This window comes from Nocardia sichangensis (genome assembly GCF_047200615.1).
GTDB classification, from domain to species: domain Bacteria; phylum Actinomycetota; class Actinomycetes; order Mycobacteriales; family Mycobacteriaceae; genus Nocardia; species Nocardia sichangensis.
On record NZ_JBJZOK010000017.1, the window covers coordinates 43,757 to 66,820 of the forward strand.

A 23,064-nucleotide genomic window follows, 5' to 3' on the forward strand; every position below is an offset into this window, starting at 1 on the left:
GAGTGTTTCGGACAAATTATCGAGCGCTCTACGCATTGTCCGGCTCACGACAAGCCAATAGCTTTCTGTTCATGACATCGACCGAAACCACCGCCACCATCGCCGTCTACGGCGCGACCGGACACACCGGCGGCTACCTGCTCGCCGAACTGCGCCGCCGCGGCCTCGCCCCGATCCTGGTGGGCCGCGACGCCGATCGCGTCCGAGCCGCTGCCGATGCCGCGGACCTGCCCGCAGCCGACATCCGGGTAGCCGGCCTGTCCGACCACACGGCTCTGGTCACCGCGTTCACCGGAGCGGATGTGGTGATCAGCAGCTTGCCCGCCTATGTCGAGCACGGCTCGGCGGTGCTGGCCGCCGCGATCGACGCGGGTGCGCACTACACCGACATGTCCGGCGAGCAGCTTTTCCTGAAGCGCGTGCTCGACGAGTTCGGACCGCGCGCGGCGGCGGCCGGCGTCACCGTGGTCTCCGGCGTCACCGACAGCAACCTCCCCGGCGACCTGCTGGCACACCTCATCACGCGCCGGGTGCCCGGGCCGGCCGAGGTGGTGTTGAGCCATCTGAGCAAGAGCGGCGGCAATGGTTCCAAAGGCAGCGCGAAGACGGTGCTCGCCAGTTTGGATTGGTTCCGCGGCGGCGGCTGGCACTACGCCGACGGCGAACTGCGCACCGGCGCGACGGCGCGCCGCGAGAGGATGACCTTCCCCGGTGACACCGAGCCGACCACCGTCGCCAAATTCCCGCAGCCCCCGGTCCTGACCATCCCGCGGCACTCGGACGTCTCCTACGTCGAGGGCGTCCTCGCCACCTCGATCCTCGACACACTCAGCGGGTTCACCGCCGAACTGATCGACACGCTGCCCGACGCGCCCGGCGCGGACCTGCGCTACGACCTCGTCGTCGACGCGTTCGGCGCGGACGGGCGGCAGGTCCGCGGCGTGCTCAGCGGCGTCGACTCCTACCGCGATTCGGCGTTGATGGCGGTGGAGTCGGCGGTCCGCTTGGCCGGCGGAGCCGCGGCGCCCGGCGCCCTCGCGCCGGCGGAGGCGTTCGACCCCGCCGATTTCCTGGACGCGCTGGCGCCTTTCGGTATCACCTGGCGTATCGAGGGAAGCCGAGCGTCGGCGAAGGATCGGGCATAGTCGAACGATGACCGACAATCGACCGCCGCTCGCTGTCGCCCTCGATCTCGCGCCGCATCCCGAAGGCGGCTGGTACCGCCAAACCTGGCGCAGCCCGGTGGAATTCACACCGGAGGGTTATCCGGGCCCGCGCGCCGCCGCCACCGCGATCCATTTCCTGCTGCTGCCGGGCGAGCGGTCCGCCCCGCACACGGTGCGCTCCGACGAGCTGTGGCTCTGGCACCGTGGCGGACCGCTGGCGCTGGAGATCGGCGGCGAGGAGGTGATCCTCGGCCCCGACCTGGAGCACGGTCAGGCGCTCCAAGCGGTGGTGCCGGGCGGGGTCAGCCAGTCGGCGCGGCCGGCGACTGCGGAATACGTGCTGGTCAGCTGCATCGTCGCGCCGGGATTCGACTTCGCGGATTTCCGGCTGGACTGACCCGGCTCAGCGCACCGGCACGGCGGCGAATCGTTCGAGCTCGTGCGGATCGTGCGCGCAGAACATTCGCACCCGCTCGCCGTGGTCGGCGTGCAGCGTGCGCAGCCGTTCCAGGTTCTCCACCCGCTCTCGTCCGAGCGTGCTCGCGAACACCTCGAACACGCCGAGGCCGACCGGGGGACGCGCCTTCCCCGCCGCCAGCTGCCGGTGGTGGAAATAGGCGTCGCCGCAGTGCAGCAACCATCCGTCGCTCTGCCGGACCGCGACGCCGCTGTGCCCGCGCGTGTGGCCGACCAGCGGGATCAGCATGATGTCCTCGAGCACCGGGACGGCGGTGAAGCCGAACCAGGTGTCCGGGCCGGTCTCGTGGGCCAGCCAGCGGGGGCCGTGTTCCCACTGGCGCGGCTGATACCGCATCTTCTCCCCGAGGGTGGGGCGCTGGGTCGCCGCGTCGAGTTCGTCGGCGAAGACGTGCACAGTGGCGTCGGGGAAGTCGGACAGCCCGCCCGCGTGATCGAGATCGAGATGGGTGAGCACGATGTGCCGGACGTCCTCGCGCCGATAGCCGAGCCCGCGGATCTGGTGCAGCGCGGTGAGTTCGGGGCGCAACCGGGGACGTAGCAACCGCGAGGTACCGAAACCGAGCCTGCCCCGGTCGAGCACGTCGGCCATGCCGAAGCCCGTGTCCACCAGCACCAGCCCGTCATCGGACTCTACGAGCAGGCAATGGCCGACCAACCCGCCGGTCAGCAGACCACCGCTGCCGAGCAGCGCTCGTCCGCCGACCGGGCACATGGTCGCGCAGTCCAGATGCCGCACCAGCATCGCGGAAACTCCCTCCTGCGGCGCCGAATCGGACTGATCCGTTTCGGCACGAAGGTCTCTTTTGTTCCCGTCAACGTAGTCGGAGCACGACTCGGCCGCGACAGCGCGGTCACCGCCGCGGTAATCGGCGGGCGAATCGATCGCCGCCCGCCGATCCCGAACAGCCTGATCACTCAGGAATTTCGAGCACGCCCTCGTCCACGGCCCAGGCGATGGTGCGCTCGAGATCCGGACACGAGTCCGGGCGACCCGGCCCGTGACCGGTCGCGCTCAGTGCGGCGAAAACCGGGCAGTGCTCGGCCGGGTTGCCGGTCCACTGCACCGACGTCTGGTGGTTGCTGCTCTTGCGCACCAGCACATGACTTTGGCAGGCCCGGCACCGCAGGGGTGTCAGGCCGTCCTCCAGATACCGCTGCTTGTCGACCACCGTCTGGGCGCGCACTTCGGCTCGCCGAGCGGGCTGATCGGCGAAATCGGGTGCCTTCGCCCAGGTGGCCGCCATCAGACGCTCGCCTCGGCTTCCTCGGACTCGCGCTTGCGCCGCAGGTTCTCGGCGACCTCGGCTTCCCACGCCTCGTTCGCCTTGGTGGTGTCGACCTCGAACTCGAAGCGCTGGGTCATCTTCTCGGTGACGTCGGCCAGGTCGACGTAGAACTGGTCGTACCAGCGACGCAGCTGGTAGACCGGCCCGTCCTCCTCGCACAGCAGCGGGTTCTCGACCTTGGACTTGTGCTTCCAGATCTCGACGTCCTGCAGGAAGCCGACGCTGATGCCCTCGGTCATCTTCTCGGCCAGCTTGGTCGCCATCTCGCCCTCGACGCCCTTGGGCTTCTCCAGCGTGATGCCCCATTGCAGGACGAAGGAGTCCTGCGTGACCGGGTAGTGGCAGTTGATCAGGACGCTTTTGACCTCGTAACCGCTGTAGATGTTGATCAGCGGGTTGATCATGTACGAGGGCCCGAAGTACGAGGCCTCGGACTTCAGCAGCGTGTCACCGCCGTATTTGGAGGCCATGCCGATGTCCGGCCTGCCCTTGGTCTCCAGGAACTGGGTGGCGATGTGACCCTCGAAGACGTTCTTGAAGTACGTCGGGAAGGCGAAATGGATGTAGAAGAAGTGGGCCATGTCGACCACGTTGTCGATGATCTCGCGGCAGTTGGCGCCCTCGATCAGCATCGAATTCCAGGTCCAGTCGGTCCACCCGCTGTCGAGTTGCTCGCTGGGGTTGCCGTCGGCGTCGGTGTAGGGGCCCTTGATGTGCGGGATCGTGACCTCGGGCGGCGGCTGGCTGCCCTCGTGGTCGTGCCAGACGAACAGCTGGCCGTTGCGCTCCAGCGTGGTCCACTTCCTGGTGCGCGCCAGCGGCGGCACCCGCCGCGCGTACGGAATCGCGGTGCACTTGCCATTGGTCCCCGACCAGCGCCAGTCGTGGAACGGACAGGCGATGTCGTCGCCCTTGACCTCACCCATGCTCAGGTCGCCGCCCATGTGCCTGCAGTAGGCGTCGAGCACCCGCAGTTCACCACTGCTGTCGGCCCAGACGACGAGCTTGGTGCCGAAAACGTTCACCGCGTGCGGCTTGCCGTCGCGGAACGTCTTGGCCAGACCCAGGCAATGCCATCCCCGCGCATAGCGGGTCGGTGCGGTGCCGACATCCAGCTCCCGGACCTTCGCGCCGCCCTGTGGGGTAACTGCCATCGCGTTTCCTCCTCCATCTGTACTAGAACACGTTACAAAACTGGCGTCCTCGACGCCAGCGATTCACCTCACTTCCTGCATGAGCGCATGTCCGCGCGAGGGTGAACACCGGTTCTCGACATAAATAGGAACGTGTTCTAGTCTCAGAGGCAAATGAGATTCCGGACATCAACCGACCAGGCAGGAGCAGGTCCCGAGATGACGCAAGAAGTGACCGAACGGGTCGAAGCGCTGTTGCCGACGTTGCGCGAACGCGCACAGGAGGCCGAGGACCTGCGGCGCATCCCCGACGAAAGCATGAAGGCGTTGCAGGAGACCGGCTTCTTCCGGTTGCTCCAGCCCAAGCAGTGGGGCGGTCACGCCGCCGATCCGGTGGTCTTCTACGACACCGTGCGCAAGATCGCCGGCGCGTGCGGCTCCACCGGCTGGGTGGCCGGCATTGTCGGCGTGCACAACTGGCACCTCGCGCTGTTCGCGCAGCAGGCGCAGGAGGACGTCTGGGGCGAGGACACCGAAGTGCGGATCTCCTCCTCCTACGCGCCCATGGGCGCGGGCACGGTCGTCGACGGCGGCTACCTCGTCAACGGCGCGTGGGCCTGGTCGTCCGGCTGCGATCACGCCACCTGGGCGGTGCTCGGCGGCCCGGTGATCAAGGACGGCAAGCCGGTGGACTTCGGCAGCTTCCTCATCCCGCGCGACGACTACCGCATCGACGACGTGTGGAACGTGGTCGGCCTGCGCGGCACCGGCTCCAACACCGTCGTGGTGAAGGACGTCTTCGTGCCCTCGCACCGGTTCCTCAGCTTCCGTGCCATGAGCGAACTGAAATCGCCCGGTCTGGAGCAGAATACCGATCCGGTCTACAAGATGCCTTGGGGCACAATCCATCCCACCACCATCTCCACCCCGATCGTCGGCATGGCCTACGGCGCCTACGCGGCGCACGTCGAGCACCAGGGCAAGCGGGTGCGCGCGGCCTACGCGGGCGAGAAGGCCAAGGAGGACCCGTTCGCCAAGGTGCGCATCGCGGAGGCCGCCAGCGACATCGACGCCGCGTGGCGGCAGCTGTCGGGCAACGTCGCCGACGAGTACGCACTGCTGGCGGCGGGCAAGGAGATCCCGTTCGACCTGCGCGTGCGGGCGCGGCGCGACCAGGTGCGCGCCACCGGCCGCTCGATCGCCGCGATCGACAAGCTGTTCGAGAGCTCCGGCGCCACCGCACTGGCCAACGGCACACCGCTGCAACGCTTCTGGCGTGACGCGCACGCGGGCCGGGTGCACGCGGCCAACGATCCCGAGCGCGCCTACCTGATGTACGGCACGCACGAGTTCGGCCTGCCCGTCACCGACGGCATGGTCTAGGAGGACGACCGTGACCTCTACCGCGGAACTCACCGCCGAATCGACCTCGCGCTACGCGCAGGTGCGGCCCGATCTGCGGCTGCACTACCACGAGGCGGGCGTCGGCAGCGGGCCGACGATCGTCCTGCTGCACGGCGGCGGGCCTGGCGCGTCCTCCTGGTCGAACTTCGCGCGCAACATCCCGGTGCTGGCCGAGCACTTCCACGTGATCGCGGTCGACCAGCCGGGCTACGGCCGCTCGGACAAACCCACCGAGCATCCGCAGTACTTCGTGCACAGCGCCTCGGCGCTGAAGGACCTGCTCGACCACTTGGAGATCACGTCCCGGGTGCACCTGCTGGGCAACTCGCTCGGCGGCGGCGCGGCGGTCCGGTTCGCACTGGACTACCCGGATCGGGCCGGGAAGCTGATCCTGATGGGGCCGGGCGGGCTGAGCACCAACCTGTTCGCGCCCGACCCGACCGAGGGCGTGAAGCTGCTCTCCAAGTTCAATTTCGAGCCGACCAGGGAGAACCTGGAGTCGTTCCTGCGCATCATGGTCTTCGACCAGTCGCTCATCACCGAGGAGCTGATCGACGAGCGGTTCGCCTCGGCGAGCACGCCCGAGGCGCTGGCCGCGACCAGGGCGATGGGCAAGTCGTTCGCCAGCGCGGACTTCGAGAAGGGCATGCTCTGGCGCGACGCCTACAAACTGCGTCAGCCCGTGCTGCTGATCTGGGGCCGGGAGGACCGGGTCAACCCGCTCGACGGCGCGCTGGTGGCGACCAAGGTGATCCCGCGCGCGCAGCTGCACGTCTTCGGTGGCTGCGGGCACTGGGCACAGCTGGAGAAGTTCCACGAATTCAACCGGCTCGCGATCGATTTCCTCGCGGGCGTCAAGGAGAAGTGATGGGCATCCGCTCACTGGGATATCTGCGTATCGAGGCGACCGACATGGCCGCCTGGCGGGAGTACGGCCTGAAGGTCCTCGGCATGGTCGAGGGCAAGGGCACCGACCCCGAAGCGCTGTACTTGCGCATGGACGAGTTCCCGGCCCGGCTGGTGATCGTTCCCGGCGAGAAGGACCGGCTACAGGTCTCGGGCTGGGAGACCGCCAATGCCGAGGAGTTGCAGGACGTCCGCGACCGGCTCGACGCGGCGGGTGTGCCCTACAAGGAGGGCACGGCCACCGAACTGGCCGATCGCCGGGTGTACGAGCTGATCAAGTTCGACGACCCGTCCGGCAACACGCTCGAGGCTTTCCACGGCGCGGCGCTGGAGCATCGCCGGGTCGTCAGTCCATACGGGCACCGGTTCGTCACCGAGGAGCAGGGGCTCGGGCACGTGGTGCTGAGCACCAAGGACGACAAAGCGGCGCTGGAGTTCTACCGCGACGTGCTGGGCTTCCGGCTGCGCGACTCGATGCGGCTGCCACCGCAGATGGTCGGTCGCCCGGCCGACGGCGAGCCCGCCTGGCTGCGCTTCTTCGGCTGCAATCCGCGCCACCACTCGCTGGCGTTCCTGCCCATGCCGACGCCGAGCGGCATTGTGCATCTGATGCTCGAGGTGGAGAACGCCGACGACGTCGGCCTGACCCTGGACCGCGCGCTGCGCAAGAAGGTCAAGATGTCGGCGACGCTCGGACGGCACGTCAACGACAAGATGCTCTCCTTCTACATGAAGACGCCGGGCGGATTCGACGTCGAATTCGGCTGCGAGGGATTGGAAGTGGACGACCACGACTGGATCGCGCGAGAATCGACCGCGGTGAGCCTGTGGGGCCACGACTTCACCGTCGGGCAACGGCAGCAGTGACCGAGAGGGCGAGCGAAGCGATGACCGCGGACGGATCCGAGATCGATCCACGGCAGTTCCGGAATGTGCTGGGGCAGTTCTGCACCGGCATCACCGTGATCACCACCTTCGACGACGACGGAGTGCCGATCGGCTTCGCGTGCCAGTCTTTCGCCGCCCTCTCCCTCGAACCGCCGCTGGTGCTGTTCTGCCCCACCAAGGCGTCCCGGTCCTGGGCGGCGATCGAGAAATCCGGGCGCTTCTGCGTGAACGTCCTCGCCGAACAGCAGCGCGAACTGTGCGCCCGCTTCGGCTCCCGCGAACCCGACAAGTTCGCCGGCGCCGCCTGGCACACCTCCGACCTGGAACTTCCGCTGCTGGACGAAGCGTTGGCCACCATCGAGTGCAAGGTGGACAACGTCATCGACGGCGGCGACCACTACATCGTGATCGGGCGAGTCCAGACCCTCTCCGAATCGACCACTACCGGCCGTCCCCTGCTCTTCTACCGCGGCCAGTACACCGCCATCGAACCGGAGAAGACCACACCAGCCCCGTGGCGCGCGGACCTGGAGCACTTCCTCACGACGACCACACTGGACACCTGGTTGTAGCTGCAATCCGGTGCGGCTCGCGTCCTTCGCCCGCGCCGCGATCGGCAATGGACGCGCTGATCGAGGGCACTGGATACAGTAGAGACATGTCGCTATTAGGCCGTATCACCACGGACCCCGAAATTTGCCACGGCAAGCCCGTGGTGCGGGGTTTGCGGTATCCGGTCGAGATGCTGCTGGAACTGCTCGCCTCAGGGATGCGGCCCGATGAGATCTTGGGCGACTATCCGGATCTAGAACACGAGGACATTCTGGCAGCGCTCGAATACGCTGCCGTGGTGACTGCGCAACGGACCACGATCCCCTTCGACGCAGCGTGAAGTTCCTGGTCGATGCGCAGCTGCCGCGCCGGCTCGCCGTGCTGTTGTCCGAGGCAGGTCACGATGCGGTGCATACTTCCGACTTCCTGCTCGGAAATCGCACTACGGATCATCAGATCGCGATGCGAGCGGATCGGGAAGACCGCGTGGTCGTCACGAAGGACCGTGATTTCTGGGTCAGCCATGTCCTGCGCGGGTCCCCCCGGTCGCTGCTTATCATCGCCACCGGGAACATCACCAACGCGGCGCTGCTCGAGCTGTGCACAGCGCATCTTTGCGAGATCGTGCCGCTGTTGAAGACGTGCGCCGTAGTGGAGATGGGTCGTGACCGGTTGGTCGGACATACCGACAGCGAAACAGATGGTCAGCGCTGACCGAGCCGAATCGATCCGTGGTAAGCGGCCCGGGCCGGCGGAAACTACCCATCCTGCAGACGGGTGCGGGCGAGCGCGCGGCGGCGGGTCTCCAGCACCTCACGAAGCGACGCGTTCACCGTCTCCGTTTTCGTTCCGGTGCCCAGCACCTTCGAGACATCAGCCACCAGCTGGACATCGAGGTCGATTACGGTCCAAGTCATGACACACCTCCGATGAGTGCTGTCACTTCGACGCCTCCATATTCCGTGGCGCTCGGCGCCCTCGCGGGTCAGTACTTGTAGAAACCCTCGCCGGTGGCGATGCCGAGCTTTCCCTTGTCGATGTAGTTCTCCTTCAACCACTGGGCCAGCCGTTGGGACTCCTCGTCCTCGTTGTTGACGAGGATGTTGTAAGGCGTGGTCAGGCCGATGATGTCAAGAATGCGGAACGGCCCGGCCGGTGCGCCGGTGCCGATCTGCCAGGTCTTGTCCACCGCTTCGGGATCGGCGTAGCCGGCCGCCGCCAAGTTCATGCCCGCGTTGAGCAACGGCACCAGCAGCGAGTTCAGGACGTAACCGGCCTTCTCCTTGTGGATTTCGATCGGCACCATGCCGATCTTCGAGGCGAAGTCGACCACGGCCTGGTACACGTTCGGGTCGGTGTCGGCGGTGCCCATGATCTCGGCGGTGTTGAAGTGCCACACCTGATTCGCGAAGTGCAGCGCGAGAAATCGGTCCGGGCGGCCGGTGAAGTCTTTGATGGCGCTGGGCAGCAGGGTGGAGGAGTTGGTGGCGAAGATGGTGCGCTCCGGTGCGACCTGGCCGAGCTTCTCGTACGTCTGCTGCTTGATGGTCAGCACCTCGGGAATGGCCTCGATGACCAGATCCGCGTCCTGCGCCGCTCGAGCCAGATCGGAAGTCAGCGCGATGCCCGCCGCCGTCTGCTCGGCCTTGCCGTCCCCGCCGCCGGGTACCTGCTCACGGTAGACCGCCACCAGCTTGTCGAGTCGCTCCCTGGCCGCGGTCAGCGCCTTGTCGTCGATGTCGTATGCCGTCACCTCGAAACCGTGGAAGGCCGTCTGGAAGGCGATCTGCGAACCGAGCACTCCGGTGCCGAGGACGGTCACCTTGCGAATGTCGATGGTCATTCGTCTCTCCTCTCGAGACGTTGATGGTGGCGGTGCTCGATGGCCGATATCGTACGTTTACGAGCGGCCGTACAGTTCATCCAGTCCGATCAGCTCGACCTCGCCTTCGCGCTCGGCCCGTTGCAGGTCTTCGCTGAATCCCGCGCCGGAGAAGCAGAGCAGGCGCATTCCGGTGACATCGAATTTCCCGCTCGCGGAGATCAGTTCGCGGATGCGCCGCAGACGGTCCAGATGGCCGAGGCCCATCACCTCGTTCCACTTCGCCTCCCCGATGCCGAGCAGCGGTGGACGGCCGTCCTCGGCGTAACCGACCGCGACGACGTCGACCTCGTGTGTCGTACGGTTCGCCGAATCGTTGACCGTGCCGGACGAAACCTGCACCGGAAGGTCGCCGAGCCGATTTCGGCCGGTGCTTTCCTGGGCGAAAAGCATGGCCCACTCGCGGCAGATTCGCTCGAAGTGCGGACCGATCACGTTGCTGGCGAACCGATGCGATGCCCGCTGCCAGATACGGCTGGTGTCCGTGGCCAAGGTCAGCTGAGGCCAGAACGGCCGCATGATCGCGTGGTAGAAGGTGACCAGCGGTTCGGCGATCCGGAAATCGCTGCGGTTGGCGCGGAACGCGTCGGCCTCGCGGGTGATGAAACCGGCGTCCTCGAGCACAGTCAAGGGGTGCGCCAGCGTGTTCACCGGGCGGCCGACGTGGCCGGCGATGCCACCCCGGCCGGTGTTGCCGGTGGCGATGGCGTTGAGCACGGAGTGATAGAGGGCGCCGTCCCGAAGATCGGGCTCCTCGGCGAGCAGGTACCGCGCCTCCAGGAACATCGGGCTTCCCGGGGACAGAATCGCTCGAACCACCCAATCATCGAAATCCGCGAGATTCGCGGGCGCGTCATAGCGGATCATCTCGGTCCGATACGCCGGTGTTCCGCCCACCACCGAATGCACGAGCAGGGCCAGCCGAGGGTCACTGATCCCCCAGAACTCCGCTGCTCGCCGGTAATTCAAGGTGGCGATGGGCAATTCGAGCGAAGCACGGCCGCGCAGCGGGGCATTTCCCGAAAGCAGGCCACCCATAAAAGACAACGCCGAACCACAGAGCAGCAACCGTGTGCGCGAAGCGGTGCGCTCGGCTCGCCTCGGCGCATACGCTCCCTGAATGATCGACGGCAGCGCTGGATTCGCCCTGACCAGATAGGGAAACTCATCGATCACCACGGGCGTGTTCTTCTCGCGTCCCATGCGAAGCAGCACATCGATCACTTGCCCCCAGTTCGCCGGGGTGAAGGGAGCGACCAGATCGAGGTGGCGGCTGAGCGCCTCCCCGACGGCGGCGAGCGATTCCGCGTCGGTGGCCTCCTGCGCGGAGAAGTAGAAACCGTCGGCGACTTCGCAGACGGCCTCAAGCAGAAAACTTTTACCTTGCCTGCGTCGACCGGAGATCACGCCGAGAGACGCACTCGGGGCGGGATCGTCGACGAACCGGGTCAGTGCCTCCCATTCCCGGTCGCGATCGAAGATGTCGGACGGTTTCCGCACGCGCCCCTCCCAAAAGTAGTGAACTTATGATAACTGTACTACTCTCACCAGCTGGCACATTAGAGCGGCGAATCCCGGGGACCACCACACGCTCGTGTGCCACCCGAAGGGTGAAGTGCTCAGTTGATGAGCACTTTGGGTCGGAGGATGAGGTGGAAAGACATCACCGCATCTTGGAGGGCACCGTGAGTCGCTTCGATGGAACAAGAATTCTTACTTGTGTCGACGTCGCACAGTGGGAGGAGTGGCTGGCAGCCAATCACGACAGGCACGCCGATGTCTGGCTGAAGATCGCCAAGAAGGGGGCGGCGGACCGGACGATCAGCAACGGGGAGGCGCTCGACGGCGCGCTCTGCTTCGGCTGGATCGACAGTCACCGCCGCGGCCTCGACGCCGAGCACTACCTGCAGCGATACTCGCCGCGCCGTCCGAGGAGTCCGTGGTCGCAGATCAACGTCGCCAAAGCCGAAGCTCTCGTCGCCGCAGGTCGCATGCGGGCAGCCGGTTTCGCGGCCATCGCCGCCGCGCAGGCCGATGGGCGCTGGGCGGCCGCCTATGAATCCCAGCGGACCGCCACCTGTCCGGCCGACTTGCTCGAAGCGCTCAGCGCGAATCCACGCGCACGGAAGAGATTCGAACTGCTCGACCGCACCGCGCAGTATGCGCACTTCCTGCGGCTGATGAAGACACGGAGTTCCGCCGAGCGGGCTGGGCAGGTGCGGCGCATGCTCGATGAGTTGAATCAGCCAGCGGCGTAGTCCGAGTCGACTGCGGCATCGATGATCATCGATAGCGGCGAGGCGAAAATCGGTTGGGAATCGTGTGCGCCGACGCGAGGATATGTGTTGTGCTGCTTCTTGTTCCGGCCGATGTACTTCGTCCCCAACGCGTCGACGAGCATTTCGCCCCGGAGGCGGACGCGGCTCGTGCCGTCGGATTGGAAGTCGCCGTGGTCGATCACGACGCGCTGACCCGCGCCGACGGCGCCGAGGAGGCCGTTCGACGCGTCCGTTCCAGCGGGGTGGCTGTCTACCGCGGCTGGATGTTGCGCAGTGCTGAGTACGCCGCGTTCGAACGGAGCTTGCGGCAGCGGGGCGTCACGCTGCGCACGAGCGCCGAACAATACCGGCGGGCGCACGAGCTGCCGGGGTGGTATTCCGCACTCGCCGAGATGACGCCTCGATCGGTATGGACCAGCGGGGGCGATCGCGTCGCGTTCGATCACGCGCGTCGGGAGCTGGGAACCGGCCCCGTCGTCCTGCGCGACTACACCAAGTCGATGAAGCACTACTGGCACGAAGCGGCGTTCATCCCCGACGTGGCGGACCCGGACGCCGCCTGGCGGGTCGCGAGCAGATTCCGTGAACTCCGCGGCGAAGACCTGACCGGCGGATTCGTCCTGCGCCGCTTCGAGCGTTTCCAGTCTGCCGAAGTGCGCACCTGGTGGGCGGACGGCAAGTGCCGGTTGATCGGCCCGCACCCGGACACCCCGGAGGAAATGCCTGACGTCGCTTTCGATCCGGCCACCGTCGAAGACGCCATCACCACCCTCGGCCTCCCCTTCGTCACGGCCGACTTCGCACTACGCGACGACCGGACCTGGTGCCTGGTCGAACTCGGAGACGGCCAGGTCAGCGACCGGCCTGCGACCATTCCGGCCGAAGAGCTGATCGCCCTCCTCCGCGCGGGTTGAGCACGGGCAGACGAGTATCAGGTACTCGATGGCGGTCCTTGATTTCCGTGATCGAAGAGGTTACGAAGCCCTGCCGCGCGCGAACCGACTGTGGCCGGTACTCGCCGTAAGCTGGAATATGTGGTGCAGCAGTGCACTTCGGGTCGGGTCTGCGAAGGAAGCCGATGTTCGCCAACTGGTTCCACCCTGCCGCCGCCATCCCGAAGCCGCGGCGGGCGATGGCCTTAGTGCTCTGCTCACTCGCTGTGCTCGCTACCGACGTGGCGGGTACAGCCGCACATGCCGACGAGATCGCCGGGGCAACAATGGAACCGGGCTCGGCAGTCGGCTCGCATGGGTTTTCGGGCGGATGGGGTGGCATCGAGTCCGCGCGCTTCATCGAGTACATCACCGAGGGCCCGACCGGCGCGCCGACCATGGCGACCGGCGTGCTCGCGACACCTGACGGAACACCGCCCGCCGGCGGCTGGCCGATCGTCGCCTGGGAGCACGGGACCAGCGGACTCGGCGCGACGTGCGGGATCAGCACGAACCCGCGCTACGACGCGCCCATCGTCCGACGGCTGCTGGACCAGGGGTACGCGGTCGTCGCGCCGGACTATGTCGGCCTCGGCGCGGTCGCGGCCACCACGCACCCCTATCTCCAGTCGCGCACCGAGGCCACGGCGACCGTCGACCTCGTCCGCGCCGCCCGCCACGTCAATGCCGCGCTCGCGCGTAGGTGGGCGGTGACGGGTGTCTCCCAGGGCGGGCACGCCGCGCTCAACACGGGTGGCATCGCCGACATCTACGCTCCCGAACTCGAATTCCGTGGCACCGCGGCGCTCGCGCCACCGTCGAACATCGAAGGAGTTCTTGCACTCGCCGGACCGTATGTGCCGGAGGTCCCCGGCTTCGAAGGCTCCACCGCCCTATTCGCCGCCATGCTGAACGGGATGCGACTCGCCGCACCCGACACAGTGGCTGCCGCACTGACACCCGCGGGTGCGGACGCGCTGGCTCGGATCGACCGGCGGTGCCAACGGGAGTGGCAATCGGCGGTTCGCGGCACAACGATCGGATCGATGCTCCAGCGACCTGTGGCGGGCAGCCCTTTGGCCGACGCCCTCACCGGCTACCTGAGGGTACCGACCTCGGGGTATCGCGGCCCGCTGTTCATCGCGCACGGCACCGCCGACAACGTCGTCCCCATCGCGCTCACCCGGTTGTTACTCACCCAATACACGCTCGCCGGAACGAAATACGAATTCCGCAGCTACGACACCGATCACGAAGGAATCGTCGCCGCCGCTTGGCCGGACGTGCTCTCCTTCGTCGCCGCAGTTCTCGGCCCCGCGTAGTCGACCCACTCGACCGCCGTCGACCGGCAGAGCCTTACTCGAGCGCAGACGAACTGGGTCGCGAACCTCCGTCCGCGCCCCCGCTGCGTTCGCCCGGTCAGGCGGTGACGGTCGCCTTCTCCCGCTGCAATTCCAGCGCGATGTCGATCAGCTGATCCTCCTGGCCGCCCACCAGTTTGCGCTTGCCCGCGCGCACGAGCATTTCGGCGGCGGAGACGCCGTAGCGCTCGGCTTGGCGCTCGGCGTGCTCGAGGAAGCTGGAGTAGACGCCGGCGTAGCCCATCATCAGGGCCCGACGATCTAGCGCACAGCTACCTGTTCCCGACGATTTGACCGTCGCCTGAACGAACCCGCGTGCTCGAGTCCCGTGGACACCTCGCCGGTGATCCGCGCAAGCGCTGTGGACAACTCCAAAAAATCGCCGCTCGGTCGAGCTTACGCACCTCGACAACCCCCGCTCCAGCGGTGGTAGCACCCGCTGGAGCCGTGCTCAACTCGGGGATCAGCCGCCGCATCAAACCAGCACCCCGCAACGGCATCGGAAGGATAAGCATTCATCGACGATGGCGGCCCCTGGCGATGTCGGCGATGGCGATTGCCTGCTGCATCGCTGGCCAGGTCGCACTCCCCGCTGTCGCAGAGGCTACGCCTCCACTATGTCTCGCCTATCAGCTGAAGACCGAGCATGGAACTCTCAAATCTGAAATTAGGCCATATAATGGCGATCCAATCGGCTACTACACGTGGTGGTGGTTCATCAACGACTTAAGCCACCGACCTGGTGAATACGAGTGGCATTTATTCGTCAATAAATCGCCGATAAGCAAAATACAAAAATCAGAGAAGGACGACATGCTGCATTTTGGACAGGCGGTTTACCGTAACGGCAAGAACATCTGGAAGAGCGGCGACGTGCTGCATGTGGACGGCCTCCATACGGCGCCCGATGGCACCGTCTACATCACACCGCTCAACGAATTCATCGTCCCGTAACAGCCGTGGCAGGATAGAGGACGTGGACATAGATGACGCCGTCCGAGGCGCAAGGCTACTCGCTTCCGACATCGAAACTTCGCTCGGATTTGCGGTACATGTAGAAACCGGAACTTCCGATAAATGGCGCAGGTTCGCCGAACGGACCGGGCGCCCCGAGCCGAAGGCTCTGGTGCGCATTGCTGTGCCTGATGCCGGCACTGCCGCAGCCCTCGACCCCACCGAACCGGGTAGCGCGACCGCAGAGGAGTTCGCGATGGAACTGGCTCTGATTCTCCAGGACGATATCCAGATCCATATTCGGGAGCCGTGGCCCAAGGACCCAACCACGAGTGGGCGGTCGTTGGAACCGACCGAACGCGGTTGGCAAAGTCTCGCGGGCAAGGCGTATCTCGTCCGGTACGGACATTTAGGACACTCCGCTGATTAGGCCGAGCCGCACGCCGACGATGCCACCGACACATAATTCGGTGTTCTGGGCGCATCGGGCCGCGAACGGTAGCTTCGTTCGCGGCCCGCTGCGTTCGACCGCTCAGGCGGAGACGGTCGCCTTCTCCCGCTGCAATTCCAGCGCGATGTCGATGAGCTGGTCCTCCTGGCCGCCGACCAGCTTGCGCTTGCCGGCCCGTACGAGCATTTCGGCGGCGGAGACGCCGTAGCGCTCGGCTTGCCGTTCGGCGTGCTTGAGGAAGCTGGAGTAGACGCCGGCGTAGCCCATCATCAGGGCCTGGCGATCGAGCAGGCATTCCTGGGGCATGGCGGGGCGGACGACGTCTTCGGCGGCGTCGGCGATGGCGAAGAAGTCGATGCCCGTCTTCACGCCCAGCTTGTCGCACACGCCGACCAGCGCCTCGACCGGGGTGTTTCCCGCGCCCGCGCCGAAACGCCGTGCGCTGCCGTCGATCTGCTTCGCGCCGGCGCGGATGGCGTAGATCGAGTTGGCCACGGCCAAGTCGAGGTTCTCGTGACCGTGGAAGCCGACCTGCGCGTCGTCGCCGAGTTCGGCCACCAGCGCCGCGACGCGGTCGGAAACCTGCTCAAGCACCAGCGCACCGGCCGAGTCGACGATGTAGACGCACTGGCAGCCGGCGTCGGCCATGATGCGCGCCTGCTTGGCGAGCACCTCCGGCGGCTGAGTGTGCGACATCATCAGGAACCCGACCGTCTCCAGTCCGAGTTCCCGCGCCAGACCGAAGTGCTGGATCGACACGTCGGCTTCGGTGCAGTGTGTGGCGATCCGGCAGATGGACGCGCCGTTGTCCTGGGAGATCTTGATGTCTTCCTTCACCCCGACGCCGGGCAGCATCAGCACGGCGATCTTCGCCCGCTTCGCGGTCTCGGCGGCGATGGTGACCAGTTCCTGCTCCGGCGTCTTGGAGAAGCCGTAGTTGAACGACGAACCGCCGAGACCGTCGCCGTGGGTCACCTCGATCACCGGCACGCCCGCGCCGTCCAGCGCGGCCACGATGTCGCGGACCTCGGTGGCGGTGAACTGGTGGCGCTTGTGGTGGGATCCGTCGCGCAGCGAGGTGTCGGTGACGCGGATGTCGAGTTCTGCTGAGTAGGCCATGTCGAAAGCTCCTTACACCCGGGCCGTGACGATCTGCTCGGCGATGACCTCGCCGACCTGCGTAGCGGCGGCGGTCATGATGTCGAGGTTGCCCGCGTACGGGGGCAGGAAGTCGCCCGCGCCCTCCACCTCGACGAACACCGACACCTTGGCCATGCCGCCGGAGACCACCGAGGGCTCGTCGAACTGCGGCTCGTTGAGCAGCCGGTAGCCGGGCACGTACTGCTGGATGTCGGCGACCATCCGGTGGATCGAGTCGGCGATCGCGTCGGTGTCGGCGTCGTCGGGGATGGCGCAGAAGATGGTGTCGCGCATGATCATCGGCGGCTCGGCCGGATTCAGGATGATGATGGCCTTACCGCGCTGCGCCCCGCCGATGGTCTCGACGCCGCGACTGGTGGTCTTGGTGAACTCGTCGATGTTCGCGCGGGTGCCGGGGCCCGCGGAGACCGACGACACCGACGCGACGATCTCCGCGTACGGCACCGGGACGACCCGCGACACCGCGGCGACGATCGGGATCGTCGCCTGGCCGCCGCAGGTGATCATGTTGACGTTCGGCGCGTCGATATTCGCGCCCAGGTTCACCGGCGGCACGACGGCGGGGCCGACGGCGGCGGGGGTGAGGTCGACGGCGCGGATGCCCGCTTCGGCGTAGCGCGGCGCGGCGGCGCGGTGCACGTACGCCGAGGTCGCCTCGAAGATCAGGTCGGGCAGTTCGGATTGCCCGAGCAGCCAGTCCACGCCTTCGTGCGAGGTTTCCAGCCCGAGCCCGCGCGCCCGCTTCAGCCCCTCGCTGTCCGGGTCGATCCCGATCATCCAACGCGGCTGGATCTTCTGCGAGCGCAGCAGTTTGTAGAGCAGATCGGTGCTGATGTTGCCGGACCCGACGATCGCGGCGGTGACGGTCCCGTTGGACACGACAGCCTCCCTAGGTGAATTGCAAACGGACAGAGCCGAGTCCGGCGAACTCGGCGTGGAAGTCATCGCCCGGACGGGCGTCGATGGCGCGGGTGCACGAGCCGGGCAGCACGATGTCACCTGCCTTCAACCGGACACCGAAGCTCGCGACCTTGCGCGCCAGCCAGGCCACCGCGATCACCGGATCACCCAGGACCGCGTCGCTGCGGCCCTCGGCGACCACCTCGCCGTTGCGGGTGAGCACCGCGTCGATGGCCTTGATGTCGATGTCCTTCGGCGCGACACGCTGCGCGCCGAGCACGAAGCCCGCCGAAGACGCGTTGTCGGAGATGGTGTCGGCCAGGCCGATGTTCCAGTCCTTGATCCGCGAGTCGATCAACTCGATCGCGGGCGCGAAGGCGACCGTGGCGGCGAGCACGTCCTCTTCGGTGCACTCCGCGCCGGGCAGGTCGGCGCCGAGCACGAACCCGACCTCCACCTCGACCCGGGGGAACAGATACCGGCCCGCTTCCACCGGAACGTCCTCGTAGACTTCCATTTCCGCGAGCAGATGCCCGTAGTCGGGCTCGTCCACGCCCATCATCTGCTGCATGGCCTTCGAGGACAGGCCCACCTTGTGCCCGACCACGCGCGCGCCCGCGTCGAGCCTGCGGCGGATGTTGATCAGCTGGATCTCGTAGGCGTCGACCACGTCGATGTCGGGGTGGCGGGCGATCAGCGGATCGATCGCCACCCGGTCGCGCTCGGCGCGCTCGAGTTCGTCGGCCAGTTCGGTTCGTACCGCGTCGGACAGCACGCTAATTTCCTTCCACTGTTGCGTTTTCCAGCGCCGAGACCTGCTCGCCCGCGGCCGACCGCCCCGCCCTGCGGCCGGAGAAGACGCAGTCGGCCAGCGACAGCCCGCTGACGTAGGACTTGGAGCAGACGCCGACCGCGGTGCGCCCGGCCGCGAAGAGCCCGGGGATGTCGGCGCCCTCGGCCGTCTTGACCGCGCCGGTGCGCTCGTCCACGACGACGCCGCCGAGGGTGAGCATGGGGCACGGGTTGGTCAGGCTCGGTTTGATGCCCACATCCAACAACCAGAAGGGGCCGGTACGGACCGGTTCGGTGAACTCGGCGGGTTTCCCGACCGGATCGGGGGCGCCGTTCTCGATCGCGGTGTTGTGCGCGTCGACCGTCGCGCGCAGCCCGGCCGGGTCGATGCCCGCCTTCGCCGCGGCTTCCTCCAGCGTCGCGCCGCGAATCGCGGTGCGACGCATGGTCTCGAACTGCCCGCGCTGGAACCAGGCTCCTTGCTTGCCGATCTGCCCGATCGCGGTGCGCATCAGAGGGTTGTCGGCCAGCAGCCACCCCTTGCCGCCGTGCTCGGTGATCAGCTTGTTGCCGACCGCGGCGCCGTAGCGCGTCTCGTCGATCACCCGCCTGCCATCGGCGTCCACCAGCAGCGCCGCGGTGAACGCGCTCGGCGGCAGCAGGAATCGCCACGCGGAGACGTTGTCCATGTGATCCACGGCCGCGCCGACCTGCTCGGCCATCAGGATGCCGCTGCCGTCGTCGGCGGTGGTGCCGAGGGCGAGACCGCCGTGGAAGGCGGCCGCGTACTGCCGCACCAACTCGCGATTGGCGATGAACCCGCCCGCGCTGAGCACCACTGCGCGCCGCGCGAGCACCCGGATCGTCCTGCCGTACCGGCGTTCCAGCAGGTCCAGCCGCTGTTCCAGTGCCCGTCGCAGCGGCGGGTAGTAGATGCCGGGCTTGGCCGCGACCTTCGCCATGCGGGTGTAACGGTCGCGGACCCGGCCGGGCGCGTCGCGCAAGGTGTGGCACTCGACGCCGATCACCGCGCCCGCGCCGTCGGTGATCAGTCGGGTCACCCGGGTGAGGGTCTCCACGCGCACGCCCGCCCTGGACGCGGCGGCGGCGAGCGGGCCGGTGAGCTGCTTTCCCGAAGTGCCCCTTCCCTTTACCCGATGTCCGCGCTGGGCGGGCGGGATGTCGCGGAACGCGCCGGAGATCTCGCTGCCGGAGTAGTACAGGTAGTAGCGGTCGTTGGGGTAGGAAGTCTTGTACGGGCACAGCGAGGCTTCGAACGGAACGCCGTGCGCCTTCAGCCACTCGATCAGTTCCGGGCTCTCGTCGACGAACCGGCGCAACGTCTCGGGGGCGACCGCGTCGCCGACCTCGCGCTCGAGGTAGGCGTACATGGCCTCCGGGGTGTCCTCCACCCCGGCCTCCCGTTGCACGGAGGTGCCGCCGCCCGCGTAGATGATGCCGCCCGACAGCGCCGACGTCCCGCCTCCGGCGAAGCGTTCGAGCACGAGCACCTGCGCGCCCGCCTCGGTCGCTTCCAGCGCGGCCGCCGCCCCCGCGGCGCCGTATCCGACCACGACAACGTCGGTGGCCAGGTCCCATTCGAGGCCCATGTTCTTAACTCCGGTCTGAAACTGAAACAAGTTTCCTCGACAAACGGAACGTCGAGCAAGTCTTCTGCCACACAACATAGACCAATGGCGCGTCCATTCTATAACGTGTTCTACATGACTGATCGGGAATACGACGTGGTGGTGGTCGGCAGCGGCGCCGCCGGCATGACCGCCGCCCTCACCGCGGCCCACAACGGCCTGAGCGTGGTGGTCATCGAGAAGGCCGCGCACTACGGCGGGTCGACCGCGCGCTCCGGCGGCGGCGTGTGGATCCCGGGCAACAAGGCGCTGCGCGCGTCCGGTCGGCCCGACGACCGCGAGGACGCACGGACCTACCTGCACAGCATCATCGGCGACGTCGTCCCCTCCGAACGGGTCGACACCTTCATCGATCGCGGGGCCGAAGCGCTGGACTTCGTGCTCGATCACTCGCCCCTGAAGATGACGTGGGTGCCCGGCTACTCCGACTACCATCCCGAAGCGCCGGGCGGGCGGCCCGAGGGGCGCTCGTGCGAGCCCAAGCCGTTCGACACGAAGATCCTCGGCGACGAGCGGTTCAACCTGGAGCCGCCGTACGCGAAGGCTCCGCTGAACGTGGTGGTCATGCAGGCCGACTTCGTCCGGCTCAATCTGATTCGGCGGCATCCGAAGGGCATGCTCCGGGCAATGCGCGTCGGCGCGCGCACCTACTGGGCCAAGTTCACCCGCAAACACATCGTCGGCATGGGGCAGGCCATCATCGCGGGCATGCGCAAGGGGCTCATGGACGCGAACGTGCCGCTGTTGCTGAACACCCCGATGACCGACCTCGTGGTGACCGACGGCGTCGTCACCGGCGTCAACGCGCTGCACGAGGGCGAGCCGGTCACCTTCACCGCCCGCTACGGCGTCGTCCTGGGCAGCGGCGGTTTCGAGCACAACGCGGAAATGCGCACCAAATACCAGCGCCAGCCCATCACCACCGAGTGGACCACCGGCGCGGCCGCCAATACCGGCGACGGCATCCAAGCGGGCATGGCGGCGGGCGCGGCCATCGGTTTCATGGAGGACGCCTGGTGGGGGCCGACCATCTTCAAGGGCGGCAAACCGTGGTTCGCGCTGGCCGAACGGAACCTGCCCGGCAGCATCATGGTGAACGCCGACGGCAAGCGATTCGGAAATGAGTCCGCTCCTTACGTCGAGGCGGTGCACACCATGTACGGCGGCGAGTACGGGCAGGGCGAGGGGCCGGGCGAGAACATCCCCGCGTGGCTGGTGTTCGACCAGCGCTACCGGAACCGCTACATCTTCGCCGGGCTACAGCCCGGTCAGCGTTTTCCGTCCCGGTGGATGGAAAACGACTTCATCGTCAAGGCCGACAGCATCGAGGAATTGGCAGGCAAGATCGACGTGCCCGCCGACGAGTTGGCCGCTACCGTCACCCGCTTCAACGGCTTCGCCGAGACCGGGAAGGACGAGGACTTCGGCCGCGGCGACAGCCATTACGACCGGTACTACGGCGATCCGACCGTGCGGCCCAACCCGTGCCTGGCCGCGCTGGTGGAGGGCCCGTACTACGCCGCCAAGATCGTGCCGGGCGATCTGGGCACCAAGGGCGGACTGGTGGCCGACACCGCCGGGCGGGTGCTGCGCGAGGACGGCAGCGTCATCGAGGGGCTGTACGCCTCCGGCAACTGCTCCACACCGGTGATGGGCCACACGTATGCCGGGCCCGGCGCCACCATCGGCCCCGCGATCGCCTTCGGCTACCTCGCGGTGCTGGACATCGTCAAGCGCAAGAAGGAGCAGCCCGCAGTCGCCGCGGCGGAGGCCTGACGTTCGAAGCGGTGCGGGTCGCGCTGGACCTGTCCCGCACCGCGCGCCCATCTCGCCGGAGGAAGCCCGCCGCAGAGCGCGAGCCACTCTCCCATCCCACCGACCGGGCGGCGCACTGGCCGGCCGCGGTCGCGCCGAGCAGGATCGACCCGAAGGCGCATCGATTCCCGGCGCGGCCCCGGACGCGGCGCGGTAGATCCGGATCGATCCACATTCATGCACAAGGAGAACTGATGCCCATCGACCCGAAGATCGCGCTCGGCGCGCAACTGCCGAGCCGGGAGTTCGCCTGGACCGCGTCGGACGTGCAGCTGTATCAGCTGGGCCTCGGCGCGGGTACGCGCTGGACCGACCCGGCCGAACTGCGCTATCTCGACGATCGGGAACCGCAGGTGCTGCCGACCTTCGCCACCGTGGCGGCGACCGTCCACGAGACCGAGCCGCCCAAGGTGAGCTTCCCCGGCGTCGAGATCGACCTGGCGAAGGTGGTGCACGGCCACCAGGAGGTCGAGGTGCACCGGCCGATCCCGGCGGCGGGCAAGGCGACCAAGGTCAGCCGGATCGCCGAGGTCTGGGACAAGGGCTCGGCCGCGGTCATCGTGCAGGAGCACACCGTCACCGGCTCCGACGGCGCGGCGCTGTGGACGGAGCGCTCCTCCATCTTCGCCAAGGGCGAGGGCGGCTTCGGCGGCGAGCGCGGGCCGAGCACCAAGACCGAATTGCCGGATCGCGCTCCGGATTTCGACGTCACCACGCCGACGCTGTCGCAGCAGGCGTTGCTCTACCGGATGTCCGGCGACCGCAACCCGCTGCACTCCGACCCCGAATTCGCCCGCGCGGCCGGATTTCCCGCGCCCATCCTGCACGGGCTGTGCACCTACGGCATCGTGTGCAAGACCGCGACCGACATCGTGCTCGACTCCGACGTCAGTCGCGTCACCGGTTTCCGCGCCCGGTTCGCCGGTGTGCTGTACCCGGGCGAGACGATCCGCACCCGGATCTGGCGCGAGGACGATCGGCTCACCATCGCCGCGACCGTGGTCGAACGCGACGACGCGCCGGTTCTGGGCGATGTCGAGCTGCGGTTCCGGCCCGCCTGAGGAATCACTCCA

At 67.2% G+C, this 23,064-nt stretch carries 25 protein-coding genes and 1 pseudogene; 15 read left to right on the plus strand and 11 right to left on the minus strand.

Features of this window, described 5'->3' with window-relative positions; all coding sequences use genetic code 11:
• The first annotated feature begins 71 nt into the window (after window positions 1-71).
• Both ACL03I_RS23100 and ACL03I_RS23105 read left to right on the plus strand, forming a co-directional pair.
• Window positions 72-1,145: a saccharopine dehydrogenase NADP-binding domain-containing protein gene (locus tag ACL03I_RS23100; RefSeq protein WP_412806939.1), complete on the plus strand. Its 1,074-nt coding sequence runs from the start codon at window positions 72-74 to the stop codon at window positions 1,143-1,145.
• 7 nt (window positions 1,146-1,152) lie between these two features.
• A complete protein-coding gene (locus ACL03I_RS23105; RefSeq protein ID WP_355076809.1) occupies window positions 1,153-1,563 on the plus strand; it encodes a cupin domain-containing protein in 411 nt (136 codons plus the stop codon).
• 6 nt (window positions 1,564-1,569) lie between these two features.
• Here the strand turns inward: ACL03I_RS23105 and ACL03I_RS23110 are convergent, their stop codons facing one another.
• The 3 genes from ACL03I_RS23110 to ACL03I_RS23120 all read right to left on the minus strand — a co-directional run bounded on the left by ACL03I_RS23110 (window position 1,570) and on the right by ACL03I_RS23120 (window position 4,086).
• Window positions 1,570-2,388, minus strand: coding sequence for an MBL fold metallo-hydrolase (locus ACL03I_RS23110; protein WP_412806940.1), 819 nt, complete (start codon window positions 2,386-2,388; stop codon window positions 1,570-1,572).
• 169 nt (window positions 2,389-2,557) lie between these two features.
• Entirely contained in the window at window positions 2,558-2,890 is a 333-nt protein-coding gene (locus ACL03I_RS23115) for a hypothetical protein (RefSeq protein ID WP_355076806.1), read from the minus strand.
• A complete protein-coding gene (locus ACL03I_RS23120; protein WP_356963597.1) occupies window positions 2,890-4,086 on the minus strand; it encodes a Rieske 2Fe-2S domain-containing protein in 1,197 nt (398 codons plus the stop codon). The genes ACL03I_RS23115 and ACL03I_RS23120 overlap by 1 nt, the downstream gene beginning before the upstream one ends.
• Window positions 4,087-4,284: 198 nt before the next feature.
• Here ACL03I_RS23120 and hsaA point away from each other — a divergent pair, with 198 nt between their 5' ends.
• From hsaA to ACL03I_RS23150, 6 genes are read left to right on the plus strand one after another with little or no spacing between them, the layout of a single operon-like run.
• The gene (gene hsaA, locus ACL03I_RS23125; protein WP_355076804.1) at window positions 4,285-5,448 is read left to right on the plus strand and encodes a 3-hydroxy-9,10-secoandrosta-1,3,5(10)-triene-9,17-dione monooxygenase oxygenase subunit; all 1,164 of its coding nucleotides are present in this window, start codon (window positions 4,285-4,287) and stop codon (window positions 5,446-5,448) included.
• Between the two features lie 10 nt (window positions 5,449-5,458).
• A complete protein-coding gene (hsaD, locus tag ACL03I_RS23130; RefSeq protein WP_412806941.1) occupies window positions 5,459-6,337 on the plus strand; it encodes a 4,5:9,10-diseco-3-hydroxy-5,9,17-trioxoandrosta-1(10),2-diene-4-oate hydrolase in 879 nt (292 codons plus the stop codon).
• Window positions 6,337-7,242 (plus strand): iron-dependent extradiol dioxygenase HsaC, encoded by a 906-nt coding sequence (hsaC, locus tag ACL03I_RS23135; protein ID WP_355076801.1) that lies wholly within the window; start codon window positions 6,337-6,339, stop codon window positions 7,240-7,242. The genes hsaD and hsaC overlap by 1 nt, the downstream gene beginning before the upstream one ends.
• A gap of 20 nt (window positions 7,243-7,262) precedes the next feature.
• Window positions 7,263-7,835, plus strand: coding sequence for a 3-hydroxy-9,10-secoandrosta-1,3,5(10)-triene-9,17-dione monooxygenase reductase subunit (hsaB, locus tag ACL03I_RS23140; RefSeq protein WP_412806942.1), 573 nt, complete (start codon window positions 7,263-7,265; stop codon window positions 7,833-7,835).
• A gap of 47 nt (window positions 7,836-7,882) precedes the next feature.
• On the plus strand, window positions 7,883-8,155 hold the full coding sequence (locus ACL03I_RS23145) for a DUF433 domain-containing protein (protein WP_245548807.1): 273 nt from the start codon (window positions 7,883-7,885) through the stop codon (window positions 8,153-8,155).
• Complete coding sequence (locus ACL03I_RS23150; protein ID WP_379250331.1) at window positions 8,152-8,529, plus strand: DUF5615 family PIN-like protein; 378 nt, start codon at window positions 8,152-8,154, stop codon at window positions 8,527-8,529. Before ACL03I_RS23145 ends, ACL03I_RS23150 begins: the two co-directional genes overlap by 4 nt.
• A gap of 44 nt (window positions 8,530-8,573) precedes the next feature.
• Here ACL03I_RS23150 and ACL03I_RS23155 read toward each other — a convergent pair whose 3' ends face one another.
• The 3 genes from ACL03I_RS23155 to ACL03I_RS23165 form a co-directional block, all read right to left on the minus strand.
• Window positions 8,574-8,732 (minus strand): type II toxin-antitoxin system VapB family antitoxin, encoded by a 159-nt coding sequence (locus ACL03I_RS23155; protein ID WP_355076796.1) that lies wholly within the window; start codon window positions 8,730-8,732, stop codon window positions 8,574-8,576.
• A gap of 68 nt (window positions 8,733-8,800) precedes the next feature.
• On the minus strand, window positions 8,801-9,658 hold the full coding sequence (locus ACL03I_RS23160; RefSeq protein WP_412806943.1) for a 3-hydroxyacyl-CoA dehydrogenase: 858 nt from the start codon (window positions 9,656-9,658) through the stop codon (window positions 8,801-8,803).
• A gap of 57 nt (window positions 9,659-9,715) precedes the next feature.
• Window positions 9,716-11,197: an AAA family ATPase gene (locus tag ACL03I_RS23165; RefSeq protein ID WP_412806944.1), complete on the minus strand. Its 1,482-nt coding sequence runs from the start codon at window positions 11,195-11,197 to the stop codon at window positions 9,716-9,718.
• Window positions 11,198-11,382: 185 nt separating this feature from the next.
• On the opposite strand from ACL03I_RS23165, the gene ACL03I_RS23170 reads away from it, so the two are divergent.
• From ACL03I_RS23170 to ACL03I_RS23180, 3 genes are all read left to right on the plus strand, one after another.
• Window positions 11,383-11,955: a YdeI/OmpD-associated family protein gene (locus ACL03I_RS23170; RefSeq protein WP_412806945.1), complete on the plus strand. Its 573-nt coding sequence runs from the start codon at window positions 11,383-11,385 to the stop codon at window positions 11,953-11,955.
• A gap of 89 nt (window positions 11,956-12,044) precedes the next feature.
• Window positions 12,045-12,890: an ATP-grasp domain-containing protein gene (locus tag ACL03I_RS23175; protein WP_412806946.1), complete on the plus strand. Its 846-nt coding sequence runs from the start codon at window positions 12,045-12,047 to the stop codon at window positions 12,888-12,890.
• 164 nt (window positions 12,891-13,054) lie between these two features.
• The gene (locus tag ACL03I_RS23180) at window positions 13,055-14,230 is read left to right on the plus strand and encodes a lipase family protein (RefSeq protein ID WP_412806947.1); all 1,176 of its coding nucleotides are present in this window, start codon (window positions 13,055-13,057) and stop codon (window positions 14,228-14,230) included.
• A 97-nt stretch (window positions 14,231-14,327) separates the two neighbouring features.
• On the opposite strand, the pseudogene ACL03I_RS23185 reads toward ACL03I_RS23180, so the two are convergent.
• Window positions 14,328-14,540, minus strand: a pseudogene (locus ACL03I_RS23185) (4-hydroxy-2-oxovalerate aldolase); the annotation flags it as partial.
• Window positions 14,541-14,584: 44 nt separating this feature from the next.
• Here ACL03I_RS23185 and ACL03I_RS23190 point away from each other — a divergent pair.
• Together ACL03I_RS23190 and ACL03I_RS23195 are read left to right on the plus strand one after the other, a co-directional pair.
• A complete protein-coding gene (locus tag ACL03I_RS23190) occupies window positions 14,585-15,223 on the plus strand; it encodes a hypothetical protein (RefSeq protein ID WP_412806995.1) in 639 nt (212 codons plus the stop codon).
• Window positions 15,224-15,245: 22 nt separating this feature from the next.
• Window positions 15,246-15,653, plus strand: coding sequence for a hypothetical protein (locus ACL03I_RS23195; protein ID WP_355076782.1), 408 nt, complete (start codon window positions 15,246-15,248; stop codon window positions 15,651-15,653).
• A gap of 102 nt (window positions 15,654-15,755) precedes the next feature.
• On the opposite strand, the gene dmpG is transcribed toward ACL03I_RS23195, so the two are convergent.
• From dmpG to ACL03I_RS23215, 4 genes are read right to left on the minus strand one after another with little or no spacing between them, the layout of a single operon-like run.
• The gene (gene dmpG, locus ACL03I_RS23200; protein WP_397074366.1) at window positions 15,756-16,793 is read right to left on the minus strand and encodes a 4-hydroxy-2-oxovalerate aldolase; all 1,038 of its coding nucleotides are present in this window, start codon (window positions 16,791-16,793) and stop codon (window positions 15,756-15,758) included.
• A 12-nt stretch (window positions 16,794-16,805) separates the two neighbouring features.
• A complete protein-coding gene (locus tag ACL03I_RS23205; RefSeq protein ID WP_063022250.1) occupies window positions 16,806-17,714 on the minus strand; it encodes an acetaldehyde dehydrogenase (acetylating) in 909 nt (302 codons plus the stop codon).
• Between the two features lie 10 nt (window positions 17,715-17,724).
• A complete protein-coding gene (locus tag ACL03I_RS23210) occupies window positions 17,725-18,510 on the minus strand; it encodes a 2-keto-4-pentenoate hydratase (protein WP_355076778.1) in 786 nt (261 codons plus the stop codon).
• Window position 18,511: 1 nt separating this feature from the next.
• Window positions 18,512-20,137: an FAD-binding protein gene (locus ACL03I_RS23215; RefSeq protein ID WP_412806948.1), complete on the minus strand. Its 1,626-nt coding sequence runs from the start codon at window positions 20,135-20,137 to the stop codon at window positions 18,512-18,514.
• A 114-nt stretch (window positions 20,138-20,251) separates the two neighbouring features.
• On the opposite strand from ACL03I_RS23215, the gene kstD reads away from it, so the two are divergent.
• Together kstD and ACL03I_RS23225 are read left to right on the plus strand one after the other, a co-directional pair.
• A complete protein-coding gene (gene kstD / locus ACL03I_RS23220; protein ID WP_412806949.1) occupies window positions 20,252-21,952 on the plus strand; it encodes a 3-oxosteroid 1-dehydrogenase in 1,701 nt (566 codons plus the stop codon).
• 233 nt (window positions 21,953-22,185) lie between these two features.
• Window positions 22,186-23,052: a MaoC/PaaZ C-terminal domain-containing protein gene (locus tag ACL03I_RS23225; RefSeq protein ID WP_412806950.1), complete on the plus strand. Its 867-nt coding sequence runs from the start codon at window positions 22,186-22,188 to the stop codon at window positions 23,050-23,052.
• Window positions 23,053-23,064 lie beyond the last annotated feature (12 nt).